General features: G+C 67.6%; 13 protein-coding genes. 2 read left to right on the top strand and 11 right to left on the bottom strand.

Annotation, left to right across the window (positions count from 1 at the left end; translation table 11 throughout):
• The 9 genes from QH168_RS19920 to QH168_RS19880 form a co-directional block, all read right to left on the bottom strand.
• A partial coding sequence (locus tag QH168_RS19920) for an AMP-binding protein (protein WP_280236246.1) occupies positions 1-780 on the bottom strand: 780 nt, incomplete at its 3' end.
• A 52-nt stretch (positions 781-832) separates the two neighbouring features.
• Positions 833-2,470, bottom strand: coding sequence for a solute symporter family protein (locus QH168_RS19915; RefSeq protein ID WP_280236245.1), 1,638 nt, complete (start codon positions 2,468-2,470; stop codon positions 833-835).
• Entirely contained in the window at positions 2,467-2,823 is a 357-nt protein-coding gene (locus tag QH168_RS19910; RefSeq protein WP_280236244.1) for a DUF485 domain-containing protein, read from the bottom strand. Before QH168_RS19910 ends, QH168_RS19915 begins: the two co-directional genes overlap by 4 nt.
• Positions 2,824-2,963: 140 nt before the next feature.
• The gene (locus QH168_RS19905) at positions 2,964-4,724 is read right to left on the bottom strand and encodes a cation acetate symporter (protein WP_280236243.1); all 1,761 of its coding nucleotides are present in this window, start codon (positions 4,722-4,724) and stop codon (positions 2,964-2,966) included.
• Between the two features lies 1 nt (position 4,725).
• Complete coding sequence (locus tag QH168_RS19900; RefSeq protein WP_280236242.1) at positions 4,726-5,094, bottom strand: hypothetical protein; 369 nt, start codon at positions 5,092-5,094, stop codon at positions 4,726-4,728.
• Entirely contained in the window at positions 5,091-5,867 is a 777-nt protein-coding gene (locus QH168_RS19895; RefSeq protein ID WP_280236241.1) for a LytR/AlgR family response regulator transcription factor, read from the bottom strand. The genes QH168_RS19900 and QH168_RS19895 overlap by 4 nt, the downstream gene beginning before the upstream one ends.
• Positions 5,868-6,229: 362 nt before the next feature.
• Entirely contained in the window at positions 6,230-7,447 is a 1,218-nt protein-coding gene (locus QH168_RS19890) for a sensor histidine kinase (protein WP_280236240.1), read from the bottom strand.
• Positions 7,448-7,683: 236 nt separating this feature from the next.
• Positions 7,684-8,130 (bottom strand): hypothetical protein, encoded by a 447-nt coding sequence (locus QH168_RS19885; RefSeq protein WP_280236239.1) that lies wholly within the window; start codon positions 8,128-8,130, stop codon positions 7,684-7,686.
• Between the two features lie 148 nt (positions 8,131-8,278).
• Complete coding sequence (locus QH168_RS19880) at positions 8,279-8,905, bottom strand: FHA domain-containing protein (protein WP_280236238.1); 627 nt, start codon at positions 8,903-8,905, stop codon at positions 8,279-8,281.
• Positions 8,906-9,166: 261 nt separating this feature from the next.
• Here QH168_RS19880 and QH168_RS19875 point away from each other — a divergent pair, with 261 nt between their 5' ends.
• Positions 9,167-9,484 carry a hypothetical protein gene (locus QH168_RS19875; protein ID WP_280236237.1) on the top strand — a complete coding sequence of 106 codons (318 nt, stop codon included), beginning with the start codon at positions 9,167-9,169 and terminating at the stop codon, positions 9,482-9,484.
• 21 nt (positions 9,485-9,505) lie between these two features.
• Here QH168_RS19875 and dnaE read toward each other — a convergent pair whose 3' ends face one another.
• A complete protein-coding gene (dnaE, locus tag QH168_RS19870) occupies positions 9,506-13,057 on the bottom strand; it encodes a DNA polymerase III subunit alpha (protein ID WP_280236236.1) in 3,552 nt (1,183 codons plus the stop codon).
• 345 nt (positions 13,058-13,402) lie between these two features.
• Here dnaE and QH168_RS19865 point away from each other — a divergent pair, with 345 nt between their 5' ends.
• On the top strand, positions 13,403-14,644 hold the full coding sequence (locus QH168_RS19865) for a cytochrome P450 (RefSeq protein ID WP_280236235.1): 1,242 nt from the start codon (positions 13,403-13,405) through the stop codon (positions 14,642-14,644).
• 18 nt (positions 14,645-14,662) lie between these two features.
• On the opposite strand, the gene QH168_RS19860 is transcribed toward QH168_RS19865, so the two are convergent.
• Positions 14,663-15,862: a styrene monooxygenase/indole monooxygenase family protein gene (locus tag QH168_RS19860; protein ID WP_280236234.1), complete on the bottom strand. Its 1,200-nt coding sequence runs from the start codon at positions 15,860-15,862 to the stop codon at positions 14,663-14,665.
• Between the last annotated feature and the right edge of the window lie 11 nt (positions 15,863-15,873).

The following is a 15,873-nucleotide window of genomic DNA, read 5'->3' as shown; positions in this document are numbered from 1 at the left end:
GAAGAGGGGGTGTTCGGTGTCGAAGGGTTGGGGGTGGTGTTCGGGGGAGGCGTTGGTGATGGTGTCGTGCCACCACAGGTCGCGGCCCTCGGTCCAGGGGACTTCGGTGTTGGTGCGGCGCACCACCAGCACATGCTCGACCGTCGTCGCATCGGCACCCAGTGCCTCGTCCACCGCCGCCTTCAGTGGCGCCGCCGTACCGCGGCGCCACTGCCCATCGGTGGTGACCACCAGCCGCGCACCGGCGTCGTCGACCCGCTGGCGCAGCGCCGTCGGGGAGAACCCGGCGAACACCACCGAATGCGTCAGACCCAGCCGCGCACAGGCCAGCATCGCCACGATCGCTTCCGGCACCATCGGCATGTAGATCGCCACTCGGTCACCGGCCACCAAGCCCAGTTCGGTGAAGTAATTCGCCGCCCGACTCACCTCCGCCAGCAGCTCGCGGTAGGTGATCGACCGGGAGTCGCCGGGTTCGCCTTCCCAGTGGATGGCGACCTGGTCGCCGTGGCCGTCGAGGACGTGCCGGTCGACGCAGTTGTAGGCCACATTGAGCGTGCCGCCGACGAACCACTCCGCATACGGTGCGTTGCTCCAGTCCAGCACCCGGCTCCACGGCTGGTCCCAGTGCAGCCGCCTGGCCTGTTCGGCCCAGAATTCGAGCCGGTCCGCCGCCGCCCGGTCGTACAGGGCGGCACCGGCATTGGCGTTCGCGGCGAAGTCGGCGGCGGGCGGGTAGGTGGCGGGACTGTCGAGCTGGTCGACGGTGACGGTGGTCAACGCGTTCACTCCTAACGAATGAGCAAGGGGGACAACAGGAATCCGGTAGCGATCAGTGCACCACCGCCTTCTCCGCGCCCACCCCGGTCAGCGAGCGCACCTCCATCTCGGCGGCCTTGGCCGGGTCCTCGCCGTCGCGGCCACCGACCAGGGTGCCGACAATGCCCAGCGCGAAGGCCAGCGGGATGGACACGATGCCCGGATTGGACAGCGGGAACCAGGCGAAGTCCGCGCCGGGAATCATCGCCGATGTGGAGCCCGAGACCGCCGGGGAGAACACGATCAGCACGATGGTCGAGATGAGGCCGCCGTACATGCTCCACAGTGCGCCGGTGGTGTTGAACCGCCGCCAGAACAGCGAATACAGGATGGTCGGCAGATTCGCCGCCGCCGCGACCGCGAAGGCCAGCGCCACCAGGAAGGCGATGTTCTGGCCGTTGGCCAGGATGCCGAGCCCGATGGCAAGCAGCCCGATCACCACCGCGGTGTAGCGCGAGACCCGCACCTGGCTGGCCTCATCGGCCTTACCGTGCTTGAGCACGCTGGCGTAGATGTCATGGGCGAACGAGGCCGACGCGGTGATCGTCAGCCCGGCCACCACCGCGAGGATGGTGGCGAACGCGACCGCCGAGATCACGCCGAGCAACAGCACACCACCGAGTTCGAAGGCCAGCAGCGGGGCCGCCGAGTTCTGCCCACCCGCCGCGGCGAGGATCTTGTCCGGGCCGACGATGGCCGCCGCACCGTAACCGAGGACCAGGGTGAACAGATAGAACGCGCCGATCAGGGCAATCGCCCAGACCACCGAGCGCCGCGCTTCCTTGGCCGTGGGCACGGTGTAGAACCGCATCAGCACATGCGGCAGACCGGCGGTGCCCAGGACGAGGGCCAGACCGAGGGACAGGAAGTTCAGCTTCGACATCTCGCTACCGCCGTACTGGGCGCCGGGTGCGAGCACATCACGGGCGGCGACCGCCTCGCTGGTCGAACCGCTCACCGCGGCCTGTGCCGAACCAAGGATGTCGGACAGGTCGAACCCGAACTTCGCGAACACCACGATGGTCATCACCGCAGCGCCGGTGATCAGCAGGACGGCCTTGATGATCTGTACCCAGGTGGTGCCCTTCATCCCGCCGACGAGCACGTAGACGATCATCAGCACACCGACCACCGCGATCACCACGGCCTGCCCGGTCTTGCTGGAGATATCGAGCAGCAGCGCCACCAGACCGCCGGCGCCCGCCATCTGGGCGAGCAGATAGAACAACGACACCGTCAGTGTGGTCAAGGCCGCTGCGGTGCGCACCGGCCCCTGCTTCAAGCGGAAGCTCAGCACATCGGCCATGGTGAATTTGCCGGTATTGCGCAGCATCTCGGCCACCAGCAACAACGCGACCAACCAGGCGACCAGGAAGCCGATGGAATAGAGGAACCCGTCGTAGCCGTACACCGCGATAGCGCCCGCAATGCCGAGGAAGCTGGCCGCGGACAGATAGTCACCGGCGATGGCGATGCCGTTCTGCGGGCCGGAGAAACCGCGTCCGCCGGTGAAATAGTCGGCGGCGGTGGTGTTCTTACGACTGGCGCGGATCACCACGACCATGGTGACCACGACGAACAGCGCGAAAATGCTGATATTGGCGATCGGATTGCCGACGGTGGCGTCGGCGGCCAGATGCTGCACGCTCATGCCTCGGCCCCTTCGAGTTCCTCGCGGATGGCCGCGGCACGCGGGTCGAGTTCCCGGTTGGCGAACCGGACATACAGGCCGGTGATGACGAAAGTGGATACGAACTGTCCGAGACCGAGCACCAGCCCGACATTGATATTGCCGAACAGCGTGGTGGCCATGAAATCGTGCGCGTACGCGCCGAGCAGCACATACACCAGATACCAGGTGAGGAACAGTGCGGTCATCGGGAAGACGAAGCGACGCAATCGGGTTCGCAGTTCCTGGAATTCCGGGCTTGCCTGCATCCGGACGAATTCCTCCGGCGTCGGGATACGCCGCGGCGGTGCGGCGTCGGTATCGGTTGTGGTCATCACCCGGTCCTACCTGTGACGTGGCTTACGGTGTGTATCGAAGTTACGGCCGCTACCGCCCGCACAGAATGCTGTGGCCTGGGTCACTCGGCAGACGGATTCGACCGTGCGGTGAACGGTCGGATGAGTGCGACGAACGGTCAGCCCGCCGACAAACCGCCCTCGCGATCGGCGCCCATCCCGAGACGCTCGGGGGCGTGCATGCGGACGAAGATGCGCGCCACGGTGAGACCGTCCTGGCGTCGGGTCACCATGCTGACCGCGATCATCGTCGTGAACGCCAGCGGCACGCTGATCGCCGCCGGATAACCGAGCAGCACGGCGGGCCAGCCACCGGCCGGCTCCTCGGCGACGCCGCCGAGCACCGACACCACCGTCGCGCCGCCGGCGGCCAGCCCGCCGATGATCAGCCCGGACATCGCACCGGTGGCGGTGAGTCCACGCCACCAGATACCGAGCACGAGCAGCGGGCACAGCGTGGATGCGGCCACGGCGAAGGCCAGCCCGACCGTCCGCGACAGATCCAGCGACACCACCGTCAGCGACAACCCGAGCGGCACCGCACCCGCCACCAGCGCCGCCGCCCGGAAATCGCGGATACGACCGCGCAGCACATCGGTGCTGAGCACGCCCGCGATACTGACCAGCAGTCCGGACGAAGTGGCGAGGAACGCCGCGATCGCGCCCGCCGCGACCAGCGCGGCCAGCAGTTGACCGGGCAGCCCATCGAGTACCGAACCCGGCAGCAGCAGCACCGCAGCATCGGAGGTGCCGGTGATGAGCAGCTGCGGTACGTACAGGCGCGCGAACACACCGAGCAGAATCGGGAACAGATAGAACCCGCCGACCAAGCCGATGACGGCCAGCGCGGTGGCGCGGGCGGCGCGACCATCCGGGTTGGTGTAGAAGCGCACCAACACATGCGGCAATCCCATGGTGCCGAGGAAGGTCGCGATGATCAGCGAATACACCTGATACAGCGGATGCGGGTCGCCGAATCCGCCGCCGGGCAGCAGCCAGGCCGCACCGTCGGCGGGTGCGCCCGCGACCACCGGGACCGTGGCGCCCGCGTCGAGCACCAGCCGGGTATCGGCGGCGAGTTCATGTTCACCCGCCCCGAGCGAGACCGGGCCGTCGACGGCGCGGCCGTCGACCGTTCCGGTGATCGTCACCCGCTGCGGTGCGTCGACCTGCACGATCACCGGTGTGGTCACCTCAACGGTGGTGGACTGCGCGACGGTCGGCGGTGCGGGGGAGCCCACCGGTTGGTGCGCGCCGAGGAAATGTCCGAGCAGCACCAACGCGGGCAGTGCGACGGCGGTGAGTTTCAACCAGTACTGGAACGCCTGGACCAGCGTGATGGAGCGCATACCGCCACCGACCACATTGGCGATCACGATCGCGCCGACGGCCACCGCACCCACCCACCCGGGAACGTCGAGCAGGATGCGCAGCGTCAGCCCGGCGCCCTGGAATTGGGGGATCAGATACACCCCGCAGATCAACACCACCACCAGTGCCGCGAGCCGCCGCAAACGCAGTGAGCCGAGCCGGAACTCGGCGAAATCGGGCACCGTGTAAGCGCCCGACCGACGCAGCGGCGCCGCGACGAACAGCAGCAACCCGACATAGCCCGCGGTGAATCCGACCGGATACCACAGCGCGTCGGCGCCGTATTTGGCGATCAGCCCGGCGACACCGAGAAACGAGGCCGCCGACAGATATTCACCCGATACCGCCGCCGCGTTCCAGCGCGGGCCGACACTGCGCGAGGCCACCAGGAAATCGGAGGTGGTGCGCGCGAACCGGACCCCGTACCCGCCGATGATCACCGTGGCCGCCGCCGCGAGCAGCAGCGCCGCCACCGTCAGCCAGGTACCGGCCGTCGACGCCTCGGCCATCTCAGTCCTCGGCCAGTTCGAGGAAATCGTGCTCATTGCGTTCGGCCAGCCGCACGTAGCCGCGGCCGATCGCATACAGCGCCGGATAGGCGGCGACGCCGAGTAGCAGCCACGGCAGCCGGATGCCGAGCACATGGGCGCCCGCGAGGGATTCGATCCCGAACAACAGTGGCAGTGCGCCGAGCATCGCCACCGTCACCAGGCCCAGGCGCAGGGCGAGCCCGAGTTGGGCGCGGATCAGTCCGCCGATCATGGCGGCGCCGATCTCGGTCTGCTCGGCCACCTCCATTCTGGTGTGCACGCGTCGGGCGCCGCGCCGTTCGGCCAGCACCACACGTTCCCTGGGCGGACGCGGCTGCGGGCTCGTCATCGGCCGGTCCAGGTCTGGCGTGGTCCACGGACCAGCCGCTGTTTGAGTTCACGCACCTGACGGCGGCTCACCGGCAGTTCGACCGCCGCCGCGGCGCCTTCACCGCGCAGGCACACCACGGTGCCGCTGCCCACCGTGCGCATCCCGGTCACCTGCCGCAATGCCACCAGATACGAGCGATGCACTCGCAGGAACCCGGCATCCTGCCAGCGCGCCTCGAGCGCCGAGAGCGGGATACGCACCAGATGCGATCCGGCGCTGGTGTGCAGTCTGGCGTAATCGCCGTCGGCTTCCACCCAGCTCACGCTGGAACGGTGCACGAGCGTGGTGACGCCCGCCAGCTCGACCGGGATCACCTCGTTGGTGTCGGCCGCATCCGGCGGAGTCTCGGTATCGGGTGTCGCCGCGGTGGCACGTGCGGCGGCGATGCGCCGTACCGCTTCGGCCAGTCGGGCCTCACGCAGCGGTTTCAGCAGGTAGTCGACCGCACCGAGGTCGAAGGCGGCGACGGCCTTGTCATCGTGTGCGGTCACGAAGACCACGGCGGGAGGCGTGGCGAATTCCGACAGAATGCCCGCCAGCTCCATCCCGTCCAGTCCGGGCATATTGATATCGAGGAACACCGCGTCGACCGGGTGCGCCCGCAGTAGCCGCAGCGCGCTGGTGGCATCGCTCGCAGCGTGGATCTCGGTCACCACGGGTTGGGCTCGCAACAGATAGACCAGCTCATCGAGGGCGGGCTTCTCATCATCGACGGCCAGCACCCGCAGCATCGCCAGTCCCTTCCGGTGTCCTACATCACAGCCCACTCATCGTAGACAGTGGGCAGTGCGGGGGGCGTCCCCCGTTCGGTCGCCGTCGCCGAATCGGTGCTGTGCCCGGCGGCCAATGCCATCCGGTGGGGCGCCGCCGATCGAGCGTCCACGATCCGCAGAAGATGGGGCGTCCGCATCGCCACCCTCCGTTGACGGTCGTGTCGGTTCGCCTCGGAGGAGCCGACGAGCACACTTGAACCCGGCCCCGGAACTCCGGCATTCGTAAGCCGACCTCGGTTCCCCGCGCTGGGCGCAGTGTCGGCTCAGCCGGATGCTGGTGCCCGATGCCACGGTGCGCCGACCGATCTCTGGCCGCCGCCTCACGCTCGGATTCCCGCGCGGAACTTCGGTACTCGCATGCTGACCTTGGTGCCCGCGCCGGGCGCCGTATCGACCACCAGCCCGTAATCGTCGCCAAATGCCGCGCGCAGGCGATCATCGACATTGGCGAGGCCGACGTGCGCTGATTCACTGGAAGCGGTGGCGCCGGAACCGGATTCGACGGCGTCGAGTTCACCGGAGCGCAGCAGTTCCGGGTCCATGCCCGCACCGTCGTCCTCGACACTGATCATGCAGTCGGTGCCCGCGTCGGCGGCCACGATGCTGACGGTGCCGCCGCCGGTGGCTCCGGCCAGACCGTGCCGCACGGCGTTCTCCACCAGCGGTTGCAGTGCGAGAAATGGCAGCACCACGCCGAGCACCTCCGGCGCGATCTGCAACCTGACCTGGAGCGCGTCGCCGAACCGGGCCCGCTCGAGCGCCAGATAGCGTTCGATATTGCGCAGTTCATCGGCCAGCACCGTGTACTCGCCCGCGGCGCGGAACGAGTAGCGGGTGAAATCGGCGAATTCGAGGATGAGTTCGCGGGCGCGGGCGGGATCGGTGCGGACGAAGGAGGCGATGGTGTTGAGCGCGTTGTAGATGAAATGCGGGCTGATCTGGGCGCGCAGCGCGCGGACCTCGGCCCGGTCCAGCCGGGCCCGCGAGGCGTCGAGTTCGGCCAGTTCCAGTTGACCGCAGGCATAGCGGGCGACTTCGGCGACGGCGCCGAGCGTGCCGGGGCCGGGAGTGCCGGTGGTGACGACACCGAAAGCGCCCACCACGCCGGTGCCCTCGATGATGAGTGGCTGTGCGATGAGGGTGCGCCCGGCGTGGTTGCCGCCGCGTCCGCGCGCCTCACCACCGGGCCCACCGACCAGTACCGGACGTTCGCCCGCCATGGCGCGTCGTGCGGCGTCGGTGAACGGTTCGCTCAGATCGGCGTGCGGCCCGTCCCATGCCAGCAGTGTGGCCTCGGCATCGGCCACCCCGAGCGCGTCGGCGCCGGTCAGCGCCCGCAGATGTGGTGCCGCTTCGGTAGCGGACTTCTCATCGAGTCCGCGGCGCAGCGGGCGGGCCGCCAGCGACGCGGTGTGCAGCGCCGAATGCACGGCGCGTTCGGCCGGTGTGGTGACCACCCGGCGCGTCCGCGACCAGATCAGCAGCGCCACCACCAGCACCACGCCGACGACGGCGACCGTGACGATCGTGGTCGTCATGTCGGCAGCCCGATCGCGCACCTGCGACCGCCCGGTCCATGGGGGATGCCGAGCGCAGGACGGCGGCCACCGGAGACACCATCGCTACCCGGGGCCCGCCCCGGGTAGCGATCCACCTGCGCCGTCGGCGGGCGCGGATCATTCATGTCCTGATTGTGCCGCTGGTCGCCGGCGCCGTGGCCGGTTCGGCGCGGTCGCCGGGTCGTGAGTGCTCGGTGTCGCGGAGTCGAAGGCGATCAGCCCTGGTACTTCTCGACCGTGAATTGGACGGTGCCCGGCTCCGGGATATGGGCCGCGCCGACGGTGACGGTGGCCTCGAATCGTCCGATACCCGGCGCGAACAGGGCCGAGCGCCCGTCGGGCATCCAGGTTCCCGGCCCGCTCGGGGTGTGGGTCTTCGAACCGGTCTCGCCGGTGTCGAGGTTGCGCCAGTTCAGGGTGACCGGCAGCCGACACGAGCCGACCCCGTACATATGCGCGGTGACGGTGAACGACGCGTGCTCGGGATATCCCGGCCCGGTCACCGACGCGTCGATCTGCGCCACGCACGGACCATCGGTCAGCGAGTACACCGTCTGGAACTTGCCGCCGTTCTCGGCCGCCGCGGGCGCCGCGGTCACGGCCAGCGCCGTCACGGCGAGTGCGGAGGCCGCCGGAACGGCGAAAGCGAGCTTGCTTGTCATCATCGACCACCTCGAAGGGCTCGTCATGGATGGGATCACGCCTGCTGCCCGGCGACCCTACCAGCGCCCCGGACTGCTCTCCGGTGGTTTCGCGACGTCCGTACGGTGACGGCCCCTCGGCGATTCGGCGGAATCGCTGTGTCGTGCCTCAGAGATCGCGTTCGGTGACGATTCCGCTGTGCATTGCCCGCTCGGCCAACCGCATTCGCTTCTGGTTCTGCGGCAGATCCTCGATCCCGAATTTGATGAACAGCGCTCGCAGATGGGTTTTCACCGTTTCGGCGGCGAGGAACAGTTCCCGTGCGATCTGCTGATTCGACGCCGGCGTGGCGAAGGTGGTGTTGTCCTTGTACGGCCTGCACAGGGCGATCAGCACGGCCATCTGCGCCTGCGTCAGGGATTGCGGTGTCGGCATGGTGGCCGAGACGAGGGTGTGGGCGCCACTGGCCCGGCTCAGATCGAGGTAGGTCATCCTGGTCGAACCGATGCGGATACTGTCACCCGGCCGCAACCGATGCCGTCCGGTGAGCCGGTGCCCGTTGACAAAGGTGCCGTTGCGGGAGAGTCCGTCGTCGACGATCGTCCAATGCCCGCTCAACCATTCGATCGTGGCATGCAGTCGCGATACCTTACCGTCGGTGCCGAGCGAGATATCGGCCTGCGACGACCGCCCCACCGTGATCCGCAGCGTCCCGGCGCCGAGGGTCACCTCCCGGCGATGTCCTCGGTCGTCGGTGTAGCTGAGCCGTGGTTCCTCGGCGAAGTCGCCGGTCACCACCCACCCCTTTCTGCGTTGCCGCGGGCGACGGTCATTCACATTCTAGAACCGGGCGTATGGCCGGGTCGGCGCCATGACGACGCGCTCGGGCCTGCTTTTCCCACACGCCGCCCGCTGCCGAAAGGTATGGCCGAGTTCCACCCTGGTGGGGAAGCTTCAGGCGGCTGTCGTGGGCGACGCTTACTGCACGGTCCAACCGGATCGACAACAACATTCGCTCGGTACGGAGACCGATCGGACCAGCAGAAGGTGACAACCATGAACAAGCTCGTAGTGCGTGCGACCATCGCCGCGGCGGCCGTGGCTCCGATGATCATCATCGGCGGCGGCGTCGCGTCGGCAGGGCCGGTGATCGTCCCCAACGCGCCGGGGGAGATCGCCATCGGCGATCCCACCGGCACGGAGACGTGGACCTGCGCGGTGTGGGGTCCGTGGAAGACCGACTCGGTCTCCGTCGACCCGGTCACTCCGGCGAAGCTGGTGGGCGGGTTCGAGCCCGGCGCACAGGTCACCGGCGCCTGCTTGGGCGACACCATCCCGTGGATCGCCTTCATCAACGGCCCGGCGGGTCCGTGAGGTCGTAGCCTCGACCGTCTGTCAGACGGTCAGGCACCCCGGTCCGAGCAATGCCTTCAGATCGCCCATCAATGCCGACGACGGTGAAACCCGCAGGCTGTCGTCCAGTTTCAGCAGCGTGGTCTTCTCCCGGGCGCCCACATGGCGCAGATGCACATCGGAGGTGCCCGGATGGCTGGTCAGCACTCGTTTGAGGGCGGACACTTTTTCCGGGGTGCACATGCGGGTGGGAATGGTGACGGCCAGCGGTTTGGCCACGCCGATGGCCGACAGGTCGGGGACGGCGAGGTCGTTGGCGATCAGGGAGATCCGGTCGTCGCGGACCGAGACCCTGGCCTTCACCAGCACCACCGCGTCCTCGACCACGTCCATGCCGTACACCGAGTACGACTGCGGGAAGAACAGCACCTCCACACCACCGGTGAGGTCCTCGAGCTGGGCGGAGGCCCAGGCCAGGCCGTTCTTGTTGATGCGGCGGTTCACCGAGGCGAGGATGCCGCCGATGGTGACCTGTGCGCCGTCTTTGACCTCACCTTCGAGGATGGTGGGGATCGGCGTATCCACCTGCGCGGCCAGCACATGCTCCACACCGTTGAGCGGATGCCCGGAGACGTACAGGCCCAGCATCTCCCGTTCCAGGGCGAGCTTGTGTTTGGTCTCCCATTCCTCGTCGGGCACCTTCACGTTGAACACCGACGCCATCGAATCGTCGCCGTCGTCCATTCCGCCGAACAGGTCGAACTGACCCATCGCCTCGGCCTTCTTGGTCGACATCACCGCGTCGATGGCATCGGAATGGATCAGCAGCAGACCCTTGCGCGGATGCCCGAGCGAATCGAAAGCGCCTGCCTTGATGAGAGATTCGGTGACCTTCTTGGTGCAGGCGATGGCATCGATCTTGTTCAGATAATCGGAGAAATCGGTGAACTTCGATTTCTCCTTTCGCGCGGCGATGATCGAGGACACCACATTCGAGCCCACATTGCGCACCGCGCCGAGACCGAACCGGATATCGGTGCCGACCGAGGCGAAGTTCTGTTCGGATTCGTTGACATCCGGTGGCAGCACGGTGATGCCGAGCTTGCGGCAGTCCGACAGATAGATCGCGGCCTTGTCCTTGTCGTCGCCGACGGAGGTGAGCAGGCCGGCCATGTATTCGGCCGGATAGTTGGCCTTGAGGTAGGCGGTCCAGAACGAGACCAGGCCGTATCCGGCGGCATGCGATTTGTTGAACGCGTATCCGGCGAACGGGAGAATCGTGTCCCACAGCGCCTTGATCGCGGGTTTGGAGAAACCGTTGTCCAGCATGCCCTTTTCGAAGCCCTCGAACTCGGCTTCCAGCACTTCGGCCTTCTTCTTACCCATGGCGCGGCGCAGAATATCGGCTCGACCGAGGGAATACCCGGCCACCTTCTGCGCGATCTGCATGATCTGTTCCTGATAGACGATCAGGCCGTAGGTATCGGCCAGGATCTCCTTCAGGGGCTCTTCCAGCTCGGGATGAATCGGCTTGACCTCTTGCCGATTGTTCTTGCGGTCGGCGTAGTCGTTGTGCGCGTTCATGCCCATGGGGCCGGGGCGATACAGCGCGAGCACGGCGACGATGTCCTCGAAGCCGGTGGGCTGCATGCGGCGCAGCAGATCGCGCATGGCGCTGCCGTCGAGCTGGAACACGCCGAGCGTGTCACCGCGGGCCAGCAGTTCGTAGGTGGGCGGATCGTCGAGCGGCAGATGATCCATATCCAGATCGATGCCGCGGTTGGCCTTGATGTTGTCGAGCGCGTCACCGATGACGGTGAGGTTGCGCAGGCCGAGGAAGTCCATCTTGAGCAGGCCGATGGCCTCACACGACGGATAGTCCCAGCCGGTGATGATGGCGCCGTCCTGGGCGCGTTTCCACACCGGGATCGCGTCGGTGAGCGGCTCGGAGGACATGATGACCGCGCAGGCGTGCACACCGGCGTTGCGGATCAGCCCTTCCAGCCCGCGCGCGGTCTCGTAGATCTTCGCGATATCGGGGTTGTTGTTGATGAGTTCACGGACCTCGGCGGCTTCCTTGTAGCGCTCGTGGTCGGGGTCGGTGATACCGGAGACCGAGATGTCCTTGGCCATGATCGGCGGCGGCAGCGCCTTGGTGATCTGGTCGGCGATGGCGAAACCGGGCTGGCCGAACAGTACTCGCGCGGAGTCCTTGATCGCGGCCTTGGTCTTGATGGTGCCGAAGGTGATGACCTGCGCGACCCGGTCGCTGCCCCATTTGTCGGTGGCGTAGCGCACCATTTCCCCGCGGCGGCGATCGTCGAAGTCGATATCGATATCGGGCATCGAGACGCGTTCGGGGTTGAGGAACCGTTCGAAGAGCAGACCGTGCGGGATCGGGTCGATATTGGTGATGCCCATCGCGTAGGCCACCAGCGAACCGGCCGCCGAACCACGGCCGGGACCGACCCGGATACCCACCTCGAGCGCATGCGCGATGAGGTCACCGACGACGAGGAAGTAGGCGGGGAAACCCATCTCGCAGATGACCGACAGCTCGTACTCGGCGCGGCTGAGATATTCCTGCGGCACACCGTTGGGGAAGCGCCGGTCCAGGCCGCGCATGACCTCCTTGTGCAGCCAGCTGGCCTGGGTCTCGCCCTCGGGCACCGGGAAGACCGGCATCCGATCCCGGTGTTCCCACACCTCGTCGTAGGACTGCACGCGTTCGCCGATGCGCACCGTGTTGTCGCATGCGCCGGGGATCTCGGCATCCCAGAGGGCACGCATCTCCGCGGCCGATTTCAGGTAGTAGCCGTCGCCGTCGAACTTGAAGCGGGTCGGGTCGCTCAGCGTCTTACCGGTCTGGATGCACAGCAGCGCCTCATGGTTGGTCGACTGGTCCTTGGTGACGTAATGACAGTCGTTGGTGGCCAAGGGCGGAATGGCGAGCTTGTTGCTGACCTCGATCAGGCCCTCGCGTACGCGACGCTCGATGGACAGGCCGTGGTCCATGACCTCGAGGAAGAAGTTGTCCGGCCCGAAGATCTCCTGCCATTTGGCGGCGGCCTCCAGGGCTTCGCGATCGTGGCCGAGGCGCAGCCTGGTCTGCACCTCGCCGGAGGGGCAGCCGGTGGTCGCGATGATGCCCTCGGCGTGCTGGGCGATGATCTCCTCGTCCATGCGCGCCCATTTGCCGAGCTGGCCCTCGATGGAGGCCAGCGAGGACAGTTTGAACAGATTACGCAGGCCGGTCGCGTTCTCGGCCACCATCGTCATATGGGTGTAGGCGCCCGAACCGGAGACGTCGTCGCCCTTCTGGCTCGGATCGCCCCACTGCACACGTTTGGTGTCGAACCGGGAGGCGGGCGCGATATAGGCCTCGATGCCGATGATCGGTTTGATCCCGGCCTTCTTGGCGGAGTTGTAGAACTCCGAGGCGCCGTACATGTTGCCGTGGTCGGTCATCCCGACGGCCGTCATGCCCAACCGGTTGGCCTCGGCGAACAGCGGCGAGATCTTGGCCGCGCCGTCGAGCATCGAATACTCGGTGTGGTTGTGCAGGTGAACGAACGATCCGGACGAGTCGGCCAAGACGGTCCTTCCTCCCAAGGTCGCGACGGGGGTTGGCGGATCAGATTCTAGGCCGGGCCACCGACAGGGTCGCCGCGGCGCTCCGGCGGGGAGACCGACGTCGCACCCCACTCGGCGTGTCGCCGAAGCCGACCCTCGGCGCGTCGTTCACCGGAACTCGTCGGAGCGTCGATCACGTCCGGATCGGACACCGCCGAGAGCGGCTCCACCGCGGCACCCGCCCGCACCTACCGATGCCCTCGACCTACCTATCGGCGCATTCTCGGTCCGTCGTCGACCGCGCCGCACCGCCCGGTTCTCGGCGTGTTGCAGCCGGTCCTACTGTGGGGAGCCCCGACATTGCCCATGCCGTCCGAATCCGTCGGTTCCGAGAGTTGCCCGATACCCCACCACAGCTCGCCCGTGCACACCGATCGGGACCGGGTCCCGCTGTACACCGCGGAATTCGCCGCCGATCCGCATCGCGCCTACCGCGACATGCGCGCCAGGTACGGCTCGATCGTGCCGGTGGAGCTGGCTCCTGGCGTCCCGGCGACGCTGGTGATCGGCTACCGAACCGCCGTGCGGATCATGCACGACCCCGACCATTTCCCGGCCGATCCACGCGCCTGGCAACGCGGTATCGCCGCCGACTGCCCGGTGCTGCCGATCCTGTCCTGGCGCCCGAACGCGCTGCGCAGCGCGGGCGCCGAACACGACCGCTACCGGCGTGCGGCGACCGCGGGCATCGATGGCGTCGACTTGCACAGCGTGCGCGGCACCGTCGAAGGCATCGCTACCGTGTTGATCGATTCCTTCCGTACCACCGGTGCCGCCGACCTGCACCGTTCCTACGCCGCCCCGCTGGCGTTCCAGGCGATCAACGCGTTGCTCGGATGCCCGCCCGACATCGGTAACGAGATCGCGGCGGCGACGGCGGCGATCTTCGATGGCGTCGACACCGTACACAGCGATCGGCGTCTCGCCGCGGCGATGCTGCGATTGATCGAACTGAAACGGGCCGAACCCGCCGCCGATATCACTTCCCGCCTCATCGACCATCCGGCCGGTTTCGCCGACGAGGAACTCATCCACCAGCTCGGCATCCTCTACGGCGCCGGGAACGAGCCGATGCAGAACCTGATCAGCAACTCGTTGCTGCTGATGCTCACCGATGAGCGGTTCGCCGGCAGCATGCTCGACGGCAGCCTGTCCACCCGCGACGCTCTCGATGAGGTGTTGTTCCATGATCCGCCGATGGCCAATTTCAGCGTGACCTATCCACGCCGACCGATTCTGATCGACCACACCTGGCTGCCCGCCGATCAGCCGGTGGTGATCGGACTGGCCGCATGCAACAACGACCCGGAGATCGGTGCGGGACCGGTCACGGGCAACCGGTCACATCTGGCGTGGGGCGCGGGCCCGCATGCCTGCCCGGCCAGCACCGTCGCCTATCTGATCGCGCAGGACGCCGTCGACCAGCTGCTCGACGCACTGCCCGAGGTGCGGCTGGCGGTGCCGGTACACGAATTGACCTGGCGGCAAGGGCCGTTCCACCGTGCCCTTGCCGCGCTGCCGGTCGTCTTTCCCGCATCCCCGACGTGACCGACGACCGGCGGTCGGTCAGGCCAGGATGGTGGCCAGCTGCGGCATGTTCGCCGGGACGATGAATGTCTCGGCGAACGCGTCGGCCAGCGTGGAGTCGTACGCGGCCGCGTCCATGAGCTTCTGCAACGCCGCGGGCGGGTCGAGCAGGGTCATCGTCCACAGTGCCGCCGGACGGGCGATATCGGTGAGCCACGGCTTCGCCGCCGCCGCCATCCACGGCGCGTCGAAGCTACGGTCGGGGTCGTCGAGCACCGCCGCCGCGTAGTAGGCGGCGCACTGCGCGGCGCTGTTGGCGCCTTGCGCGCCACCGGGATCCATCCGGCACACCACGTCGCCGCCGCCGAGTACCGGCAGACCGGAAGGCATGGTGCCGACGGGTTCCCGCAGCACCGGAGTGATCGCGCCGACCAAGGTCGCGCCCGCGTCGGTCGGTTCGGCATCGCGGAAACGCGCGGCCAGTGCGGGCGGCAGATGCCGGGCGAGGATCTCCCGCGCCACCCGCAGCCGCTCGGCGGGCGTGGTCGCGGTGTCGAACACGTCGATCCCACCGCCCGGAAGCACCTCGAACATCAGGGTGTCACAATGCCTTTCCTGACCGGGAGGTCCGGTGAGCGCGGGCGTGGAGACGACCTCGCCGAGGCCGGGCAGCGCCACATACATTCCGAGTCCGTCCGGATCCGGTGTGACGCCGTCCAGGTACAGTGCCGCGAGCCTGCGTGCGGGCCGACTCGGTACCTCGAGGCTCTGGTCGACGGGAAAACATCCGGCCAGTTCCGACGAGGCCCGCGTGACGACGGTCAGATCGTATGCGGTGGCCCGGCGATCGAGTTCGGCGAGCGGTAGGTCGGCGATGTCCACCCGCCCGCCCTCGGCCAGGAAATCGGTGAACCAGCGAGCGAAGACGGTGCGCTGGTCGACGCTGCGGGCCGGTGCGCTGAATCGGCCGGACCATCCGGCCACCGCCTCGCCGTCGACGGCCATGGTGAACCGGACGCCGCCGATGGCGGGTGCGGTCGATGCCCAGAAGTCGAGGCCCGCCGCCGATTCGAGCGCCACGGTCCGCGCGAATTTGACCTGGGTGCTGGTCATGGCGCCGGACAGCACCGCATCGGCGTCTCGGTCGGTGACCAGTGAGACGTCCTGTCCGCCGCGCAGCAAACGCAGTGCCAGTGGCAATCCACATTCGCCCGCGCCAACCACCTGTATCTGTGCCACGTGTGCATCCT

It is taken from the genome of Nocardia cyriacigeorgica (assembly GCF_029868385.1).
GTDB classification, from domain to species: domain Bacteria; phylum Actinomycetota; class Actinomycetes; order Mycobacteriales; family Mycobacteriaceae; genus Nocardia; species Nocardia cyriacigeorgica_F.
Note: the sequence above shows the minus strand (reverse complement) of the source record. Positions and strands in the feature narration are given on the sequence as shown.

Bases quoted from the DNA above. Each gene is read 5' to 3' on its own strand.
- QH168_RS19885 (WP_280236239.1), bottom strand. From the start codon at position 8,130: ATGACAAGCAAGCTCGCTTTCGCCGTTCCGGCGGCCTCCGCACTCGCC.
- QH168_RS19875 (WP_280236237.1), top strand. From the start codon at position 9,167: ATGAACAAGCTCGTAGTGCGTGCGACCATCGCCGCGGCGGCCGTGGCT.
- QH168_RS19915 (WP_280236245.1), bottom strand. From the start codon at position 2,470: ATGAGCGTGCAGCATCTGGCCGCCGACGCCACCGTCGGCAATCCGATC.
- QH168_RS19890 (WP_280236240.1), bottom strand. From the start codon at position 7,447: ATGACGACCACGATCGTCACGGTCGCCGTCGTCGGCGTGGTGCTGGTG.
- QH168_RS19895 (WP_280236241.1), bottom strand. From the start codon at position 5,867: ATGCTGCGGGTGCTGGCCGTCGATGATGAGAAGCCCGCCCTCGATGAG.
- QH168_RS19905 (WP_280236243.1), bottom strand. From the start codon at position 4,724: ATGGCCGAGGCGTCGACGGCCGGTACCTGGCTGACGGTGGCGGCGCTG.
- QH168_RS19865 (WP_280236235.1), top strand. From the start codon at position 13,403: ATGCCGTCCGAATCCGTCGGTTCCGAGAGTTGCCCGATACCCCACCAC.
- QH168_RS19910 (WP_280236244.1), bottom strand. From the start codon at position 2,823: ATGACCACAACCGATACCGACGCCGCACCGCCGCGGCGTATCCCGACG.
- QH168_RS19900 (WP_280236242.1), bottom strand. From the start codon at position 5,094: ATGACGAGCCCGCAGCCGCGTCCGCCCAGGGAACGTGTGGTGCTGGCC.